Annotated in this window: 8 protein-coding genes and 1 pseudogene; 8 read left to right on the top strand and 1 reads right to left on the bottom strand. The window is 62.8% G+C overall.

The window, feature by feature from the left end; genetic code table 11:
• Positions 1 to 181: 181 nt before the first annotated feature.
• Positions 182 to 3,007, bottom strand: a complete 2,826-nt coding sequence (locus M2400_RS31435; protein WP_259201170.1) for a helix-turn-helix transcriptional regulator — start codon at positions 3,005 to 3,007, stop codon at positions 182 to 184.
• Positions 3,008 to 3,584: 577 nt separating this feature from the next.
• Between M2400_RS31435 and M2400_RS31440 the strand changes: the two genes are divergently transcribed.
• The 8 genes and pseudogenes from M2400_RS31440 to M2400_RS31475 form a co-directional block, all read left to right on the top strand.
• Positions 3,585 to 3,857, top strand: coding sequence for a DUF2282 domain-containing protein (locus tag M2400_RS31440; RefSeq protein WP_169387734.1), 273 nt, complete (start codon positions 3,585 to 3,587; stop codon positions 3,855 to 3,857).
• Positions 3,854 to 4,282, top strand: a complete 429-nt coding sequence (locus M2400_RS31445) for a DoxX family protein (protein ID WP_177047361.1) — start codon at positions 3,854 to 3,856, stop codon at positions 4,280 to 4,282. Before M2400_RS31440 ends, M2400_RS31445 begins: the two co-directional genes overlap by 4 nt.
• A 45-nt stretch (positions 4,283 to 4,327) precedes the next feature.
• Positions 4,328 to 5,095 (top strand): alpha/beta fold hydrolase, encoded by a 768-nt coding sequence (locus tag M2400_RS31450; RefSeq protein WP_177047363.1) that lies wholly within the window; start codon positions 4,328 to 4,330, stop codon positions 5,093 to 5,095.
• Between the two features lie 25 nt (positions 5,096 to 5,120).
• Complete coding sequence (locus tag M2400_RS31455; RefSeq protein WP_003211275.1) at positions 5,121 to 5,393, top strand: hypothetical protein; 273 nt, start codon at positions 5,121 to 5,123, stop codon at positions 5,391 to 5,393.
• Positions 5,394 to 5,488: 95 nt separating this feature from the next.
• Positions 5,489 to 6,340: a DUF692 domain-containing protein gene (locus M2400_RS31460; RefSeq protein WP_259201173.1), complete on the top strand. Its 852-nt coding sequence runs from the start codon at positions 5,489 to 5,491 to the stop codon at positions 6,338 to 6,340.
• The gene (locus M2400_RS31465; protein ID WP_259201174.1) at positions 6,337 to 7,113 is read left to right on the top strand and encodes a DNA-binding domain-containing protein; all 777 of its coding nucleotides are present in this window, start codon (positions 6,337 to 6,339) and stop codon (positions 7,111 to 7,113) included. Before M2400_RS31460 ends, M2400_RS31465 begins: the two co-directional genes overlap by 4 nt.
• A gap of 3 nt (positions 7,114 to 7,116) precedes the next feature.
• On the top strand, positions 7,117 to 7,653 hold the full coding sequence (locus M2400_RS31470) for an alpha/beta fold hydrolase (RefSeq protein WP_177121947.1): 537 nt from the start codon (positions 7,117 to 7,119) through the stop codon (positions 7,651 to 7,653).
• A 135-nt stretch (positions 7,654 to 7,788) separates the two neighbouring features.
• Positions 7,789 to 8,046: pseudogene (locus tag M2400_RS31475) on the top strand (type VI secretion system tip protein VgrG); the annotation flags it as partial.

An 8,046-nucleotide genomic window follows, 5' to 3' on the forward strand; every position in this document is an offset into this window, starting at 1 on the left:
GGTGATAGCAAGCTATGTGCCATCATTTTGTAACAATTAAGTATTTGATTTTATTGGGTTATTTTTGAATGACGCGCAGGTTTCGCTGAAAAAGCAACAGTCAGGTGGGCAGGTTGTTTGGGAATCAACAGGCTGTGTATCCGTTATCGGGATAACGAATACACACCGTGGCCAGCGGCCTTTACCGATGCTGAAACCTCGGCAGCGCAGCAATGCGCAGCTTCGGTTCCTGCAGCCTGGCCAGGTCACTGGCAATCTGCGCCCGCCAGAAATGCGCCCCGGCCAACTGGGCATCCACCCACGCCTGGCGCAGCAACACCTTGGCCTTGTCTACCGACCCGTACTGCGCCTGGCGCAAAATCAACTGCGCCTTGATCCGCAGCATCTGCGGCACGAACCAGCGCTCATGCCGTCCGAGTGCCAATTGCAGCGTGTCTTCCAGCACCTCCAGCGCCAGCTTCTCCAGCCCGAGCCGCGCCAGCCCCAGGGCGTATTCACAACGCAGCAAGCTATACAGCTGGCTATCGCCTTGCCCATGCAGGTGATGCAAGGCCTCACCCAGCAACGGCACGCCTTCTTCGGGCGACCCCTGGCGGATCAACAGAATGCTTTCGAAGCACAGTCGAAACTGACGCCAGATATGCAGATCCTGCTGGGTCGTGCTGTCTTGCAGCAAGCCCAGGTAGTACCGCACCTTGGGCAGGTTGGACGCCAACAGCGCCAGGGGAATTGCCCCCAGGCACAGGGTGTACCAGAGGGTCGCGGGGTGATCGAGGGTGATGGCTTCATCGACGCAACTGCCGATCAAGCGCAGCGCCGGGTCGACATCGCCTTCCAGCAACTGCACCTGTGCCTTGAGGCAGCGAGCGGCGATGCGTTGGTCAAAATGCACATCGATTATGTGCGAGCGCGGGGCCGACGGTGAGCCCAGCGCCTCGTCGATATTCTGCCGGGCACCGGCCAGGTCGCCCATGTGAAACAACGCCACCGCGCGCATGCGTTTGCCCAGCAGTTGCTGGTTGCCGCTGCTGCTCAGGGTGATGTAGCGCTCGGCCAGTTCCAGCGCCTCGGCGTACTGGTTGCAGCCGCAGCGGTCACTCCACAAGCCCCACAGCGCCCGCAGCTTGTGCTCGGCATCGCCCAGGTCGCGGGCGTCTTCACGCACCTGGCGCCAGGCCTCGCGCATCGGCCCGCCGGTGCCGTAGGTCAGCATCAGCACACTGGCCAAGGCGGTTTGCAGCAGCATGCGCTGGCGCAGCGGCAGCGGGGTGGTGGTGGCACTGGCCAGGCCTTTGTCGACCCAGGTGCGGCACTCGCTCACCAGCGACAGGCGCAGCCACAACGGCACACCGCCCAGGGTCAGTTCGATGCCGGTGGGCAGGTGGCCCGAGGCTGAAAACGCCCACTCCAGCGCGGCGCGAACGGTGTTGATTTCCGGGCCGTAGAGGCCGACCCAGGTGTCGGGGGAAAGGCTGTCGAGGGTCTGCCCGGCTTCCTGCAACACCCCGAGGGCGAACAACGCATGGCGCTGGCGGGTGGCATCGGCTTCGCCCTGTTCGTTGAGTTTTTCCAGGGCGTAGGCGCGGGTGGTTTCCAGCAGGCGGTAGCGCTTGAGCAACTGCGATTCACCGGCGATCAGCAGCGACTTGTCCATCAGGCTTTCCAGCAAGGGCAGGGCGTTGCGGGCATCGAGGGTGCTGCTGGCGGTCATGGCCTTGACCGCATCGAGGGTGAAGGAACCGGTGAACACCGCCAGTTGGCGCAACATCGCCTGTTCGTCGCCGCTGAGCATCGAGTAGGTCCAGTCCAGGGTCGCGCTCAGTGAGCGGTGGCGGGCCAGGGCGGTGCGCCGGCCGGTCATTTGCAGGCGGAAGCTGCCGTCGAGCAGGCCCACCAGGTCCTGAATGCCGAAGGTGCGCACCCGCGCTGCGGCGATTTCGATGGCCAGGGCATTGCTGTCGAGCTTGCGGCAGATGGCGCTGGCGGCGGCGACGTCGGTGTCCTTGAACACGAAGCCGGGGTCCAGGGCCTTGACCCGCTCGATAAACAACGCGATGCCGGACCAGGTCATGGCTTGCTCGGCACTCAGGCTTGAGTCTTCGTCGGGCACCAGCAGCGGTGCAAGGTCGTGCACTCGTTCGCCTTCGGCCCGCAGTGGTTCGCGGCTGGTGGTCAGCACGCAACACTGGGGCGCGCAGCGCAGCAGCACTTCAACGGCATCGGCGGTGGCTTGCAGCACGTGTTCGCAGTTGTCGAGCACCAGCAGCAGCGGGCTGTCGGCGAGCATCGAGGCCACGCTTTGCAAGGGTTCGTCAATCACACTCTGGATGCCCAAGGCGTTGGCGAGCATGCCCGCTACCCATTGGCCGCTGGTGGCGGGGGCCAGGTCGACGAAGCACATGCCCTGGTGAAAGCGGCCCTGCAGCAGTTGCGCCACGGCCAGGGCCACGGTGGTCTTGCCGATGCCGCCGGGGCCGGTGATGGTCACGAAGCGCTGGTTCAGCACCTGGTCGGCAAGGCTCAGGATCAGCTGTTCGCGGCCAATCACCGTGCTCGGTGGCGGTTGCAGGTTGGGCTCTTCCACGGTCGGCGCCGGCACCAGAGCCTGGGGCATGGCGCCTTCACTCACGGCCTGCAACGTTACGGGTGCGACAAACCGGTAACCCCGGCCAGGCACGGTGACGATGTAGCTGAAGTTGCCGTCATCCCCCAGCGCCCGGCGCAGCGCAACGATCTGTGCGCGCAGGTTGCATTCCTCCACCACCACCTTGGGCCAGGCGAAGGAGATCAGTTCGGACTTTTCCAGCAACTCGCCCGCCCGGCTGGCGAGGGCGATCAGCAAGTACAAGGCGCGGCTGCCGAGGGTCACCGGCTCGCCGTTGCGCAGCAAGACATGCTGGCGCGCCAACAAGAGAAAGGGGCCAAAACCGAGAGCGTTCTCGGTGTGGTCCGGGGCATGGGGGGCGAGGTCCATGAAGGACGCTGCGGGGTATTTGCTCGAACTCATCAATTTGTCCTTTTTTGTAGTCGGGCTTGTTATTGGCGATCAGGCCATTCGCCCTTTTGGGTGCTTACGTGCGGCAGCAGGCTTGGAGAGTTGAAGTCGATCAAAAAGGTAAGAATTGCCGCCCTCCTTTGGGGCATGGACATTGTTATAGGGCGCGGGGCCGTTGGGTTTCAGGCGATGAGACTGTTTCAATTTAGAAACATTTTATTACTAGAAAACCTGATGTAGCAGAATGTATGCCAGTTGGCATGTAACAAAGATGACAACAACCTTATGAAATTTATGGGGAATTTTGAGGTCGTCGACGGCGCGGGAAGGGGAGTGTTCGGAAAGGCGAATATTTCTAATTGTGTCGTTCGGGAAGCCGAATAAAACGGCGGTGGTTTGGCGGTGGTTTTTTGGCTGTGTATCAGACTGTGTATCAGCACCCACCTGATACACCTGCATGAATAGAAGGCGGGAACGCGACACAGACGGGATACACGCCTGGCTTTAAATCTGTCTACCAGATGGCGCAGGTGGTCACCCACCGCACAAGCGCCCTGGCCACATTCAGTCAAGCCAGGAGTTCCAACCCATGAAGCGCCATTACGCGGCCCTTGCCGCCACCCTTGCACTGTCCCTCGGTGCCTTCGCCGCCACCGCCCATGCCGATGAGGCCAAGCCCCAGGAAAAATGCTTCGGCGTGTCCCTCGCCGGTGCCAACGACTGCGCCGCCGGTGCCGGTACTTCCTGCGCCGGTACGGCCAAGGCGGATTACCAGGGCAACGCCTGGGTGCTGGTGGACAAAGGCACCTGCACCCAGATCAAGACCCCCAAAGGCTTCGGCAGCCTGACGGAACAACCATGATTGCCCGGGCCCCTGCGGTGCTCAAGCGTGTGCTGCCTGAGGCGCTGCTGTTGCTGGTGGCTCGCGTGGGTATCGCTTCGGTGTTTTTCCTCTCGGGCCGCACCAAGGTGACCGGTTTCCTGCAGCTCAAGCCGTCGACCTACACCTTGTTTCGCTCGGAATACGCCTTGCCGCTGGTGCCGCCGGAATGGGCGGCGCACCTGGCGACCTACGCCGAGCATCTGTTCCCGCTGTTGCTGGTGCTGGGCCTGCTGACCCGTCCGGCGGCCGCCGCGCTGCTGGGCATGACCCTGGTGATCGAGGTGTTCGTGTACCCCGACGCCTGGCCCACCCACCTGACCTGGGCGGGGCTGTTACTGCCGCTGCTGGCGTATGGCGGCGGGGCCTGGTCACTCGACCGCGTGTTGTCCGGCCAACGCCGTTAACCCTTTCACAACAATGATCAGGCCCCAAGGCCTGTGGAGAGTCGCATGCGTATTCTTTCTTCCCTGGCGATCGCCATGGCACTCGGTTCACCCTTATTGGCCTCGGCGGCCGATGCGGCCAAGCCCCAGCCGGGCACCGGCAAAAGCGTGGTGATCGTGCCCGGTTCCTTCGTCGACGGCTCTGGCTGGCGAGTGGTGCACGACATCCTGATTCACAAGGGCTACAAGGTGACCGTGGTGCATCAGGGCCATGAAAGCCTCGCCGCAGACGTGGCCGAAGCCCGCGAAGTGCTCGAGCAGCAGGTCGGCCCGGTGGTGCTGGTGGGTCACAGTTCCGGTGGCGGTGTGATCTCGATTGCCGGTGACCGCGACAAGGTCAAGTCGATGGTTTATGTCTCGGCCCTGCAACCGGAAGTCGGCGAGAACATGAGCCAGTTGCTGTCGTCGATGCCGGCGCCGAGCAATGACGTCAAGCAGACCCGCGACGGGCATCTGTTCTTTGACCGAACCAAATTCAACGCCGATTTCGCCGCCGACCTGACCACCAACCGCACCGACTTCATGGCTGCCTCCCAAGTGCCGGCCACCACCGCGCTGTTCGGCGGCACCATCTGGGCCGCGGCCTGGCACAAGAAGCCGACCTACGCCGTGGTGTCCACCGAAGACCGCGCCCTGAGCCCGGATCTGCAGCGCTGGATGTACAAGCGCGCCGGCTCCAAGGTCACCGAAATCAAAGCCAGCCACTCGGTGTACATCTCCCAGCCTGAGGCTGTGGCGAAGGTCATCGAAGACGCTGCATCCGTTATCAAATAAACCCCACCCCCGAGGAGTAACACCCATGAGTACGTCCATCAAATCCCGCTTGAGCCTGGCCACTGCTGCCGCCCTGATCGCCATGGCGTCGGCCTCTTTCGCCGCTGCCGCGAGCGCCGCCGACCAGCCGGAGCAGCCAGGCCGCTGCTACGGCGTGAATAACTGCAAGGGCGAAAGCCTGTGCGCCACGGCCAAGAACGATTGCAAGGGCCTCAACAGCTGCAAGGGCCAGGGCGTGGTCGTGAAGACTCCGTCTGAGTGCCTGAAGCTGGGCGGCACCACCACTGAACCGAAGTAAGGTCCATGAACACGCGGGGTGCCTGGCGCCCCGCGTTGTTCTCAGGTTTTTCGCGAGCAAGCTCGCTCCTACAGTTTTATAACGGAGGCCGTGTGATGCCGACATCCAATCCGCGTTTCCCGGGCTACGGCCTCGGGCTGCGCAAGGAGCACTACAGCGAGTTCCTGGAGACCTCGGTGGCGGTGGATTTCGTTGAAGTGATCTCCGAGAACTTCATGGTCGCGGGCGGCCAGCCACGGCATATCCTGCGCCGGATTCGTGAGCGTTATCCGGTGGCGCTGCATGGGGTGTCTATGTCGATTGGCACCGCCGAAGGCCTGGATCGCGATTACCTCAAGCGCCTCAAATCCCTGGTGGACGAGATCGAACCGCTGTTCGTGTCCGACCACTTGAGCTGGTCCCGCAGTGGCGGGTTCAACTCCCATGATCTGCTGCCGGTGCCTTACACCCTTGAGGCGCTGGACCGGGTCTGCGCGAATATCGATCTGGCTCAAGAGGTGTTGGGCCGTACGATGCTGTTTGAAAACCCGTCCAGCTACCTGGCCTTTGATGATGCGTCCATGAGCGAGTGGGAATTTATCGCCGCCATGTCCCGGCGCACCGGCTGCGAGCTGTTGCTGGACGTCAACAATGTGTTTGTCAGCGCCAAAAACCATGGCTTTGATGCCTTGGCGTTTCTCCAGGGGATTCCCGCCGAGCGGGTCCGGCAGGTTCATTTGGCCGGCCACAGCCAGGGCCGCGAATTGCTGATCGACAGCCACGACAGCCCGGTGTGTGACGGGGTCTGGGATCTGTATGCCAAGGCCGTCGGGTTGCTCGGCCCGGTCGCCACGATGATCGAACGCGACGACGAGATTCCGCCGTTGGCCGAGCTGCTGGAGGAGCTGTCGATCGCCCGGATGCTGGGAGCCTCCGAGGCCTACAAGCGTTCGCAGGTACGCCCATGAACCTCGCGCAGTGGCAGCAGGCCTTTCACATCTGGTTGGTGAGTGCTTCGGACGAGTCGGCCCAGGTGCTTGGCAACAAGACCGCCGGCCTCGCGGTTTACCAGAACAACTACCGCGCACAGTTGGTGGGTTGCCTGGAGCAGGCGTTTCCCAACCTGCGGCGCTGGGTGGGGGATGAGGCGTTCCTGGCCGCGTCCATCAGCCATATCGACCGGTATCCGCCCCATGCCTGGACCCTGGACGTGTATCCCGAAGGCTTTCACCAGACCTTGGCCGAACTGTTCCCCAACAACCCGGACGTGCATGAACTGGCATGGATCGAGTCGTCGCTCAATGAGGCGTTTGTCGCCGCCGATGCCAGCCCGTTGCCCATGGACGCGCTGGCGGCGGTGGATTGGGACACGGCGTGCCTGCAATTCACGCCGTCGCTGCGCTGCCACGGGCTGACCACCAACGCCGAGGCGATCTGGTCGGCGTTGTGGCAACAAACCCCGGCGCCCGAGGCGGTGATGCTGGCCGAGGCCGGTGGGCTGCTGGTGTGGCGTCGGCAATTCACCTCGCGCCTGCGCCAGGTCGACGCCGTGGAGTTCCAGGCGTTGGTGCACCTGCAAGGCAACGGCAGTTTTGTCGGGCTGTGCGAGTTTCTGGTGGAGCGCCTGGGGGTCGAGGAGGGAGTGGCGAAAGCCGGTGAATGGCTGGCCGGCTGGATCGGCAGCGAGTTGATTGTGGGGGTCGTTGACGATCTTCCTGTGTCGCATTTTTTGGAGCTATGACCCATGTCTTTTTTCAATCGCCGTCGCTTTCTGATGTCCAGCGCCATTGCCTCTGTGGTGCTTTCACTGCCGGCCATGGCGGCGCCTGCGAAGTGGACGATCCGCCAGGTCCGCACCGACCTGCTGGATATCGGCTACTACGAGGCCGGCCCCGAGGAGGGCAGGCCGATCATTTTGCTGCATGGGGCGGACGGTGACCTTGAGCGTTTCGTCGAGGTCGTGCCGCACCTGGTGTCTCAGGGCTTGCGGGTCGTCGTCCCGTACCTGCGGCGCCATGGCAGCACCACGCCACTGGACAAGGCTGCGCCCGCCAGCATCCAGGAGGTGGTGCTGGGCCAGGACGTGCTGGACCTGATGAACGCCTTGCACATCCCGGAGGCAGTGCTCGGCGGGTTCGACCTCGGTGGTCGGGCTGTCACGGCGGCGGCGACCTTGCGGCCGAGCCGTTGTGTGGCGCTGGTGACCGTCAACAGCGCGCCACAGCCCGCGCTGGCCGAGGTGTTGGGGCAAATGGCGCGGATGGGGACATGGCGGACGTGAGGTATGTGTTCCTGAGACGGACGCGGGGTTAAACATCGAGAAGTGTCTTTCCTGGAAAGAGGAACCTTCTGACATTCATCGCAGATAGCAAATCTTTACTCTCTGGCCTTTCGCAAAGTCCAGGGATGAAAAGGCATGACCTCCAGCGCATCACCCTTCCCGTTTTTCGACCACAGTCGCCATAAACTCACCGTTCGCAACGTTGATGCAGTACTCGACGTTCTCGCCTTCGAAGGCACAGAGGGCCTGAGCGAACTGTTCAACTACCGTGTCGAGTTCACCAGCACCGCCCGCGACGTCGCTGTCGAGAAAATGCTCGGTCAGAACGCCACGTTCAGCTTGTACAGCGCACCGCAGCAATCGCCGATGCGCGGTTTCATCCAGCCGCCTGCC

It is taken from the genome of Pseudomonas sp. BIGb0558 (assembly GCF_024807515.1).
Classification (GTDB): Bacteria; Pseudomonadota; Gammaproteobacteria; order Pseudomonadales; family Pseudomonadaceae; genus Aquipseudomonas; species Aquipseudomonas yamanorum_A.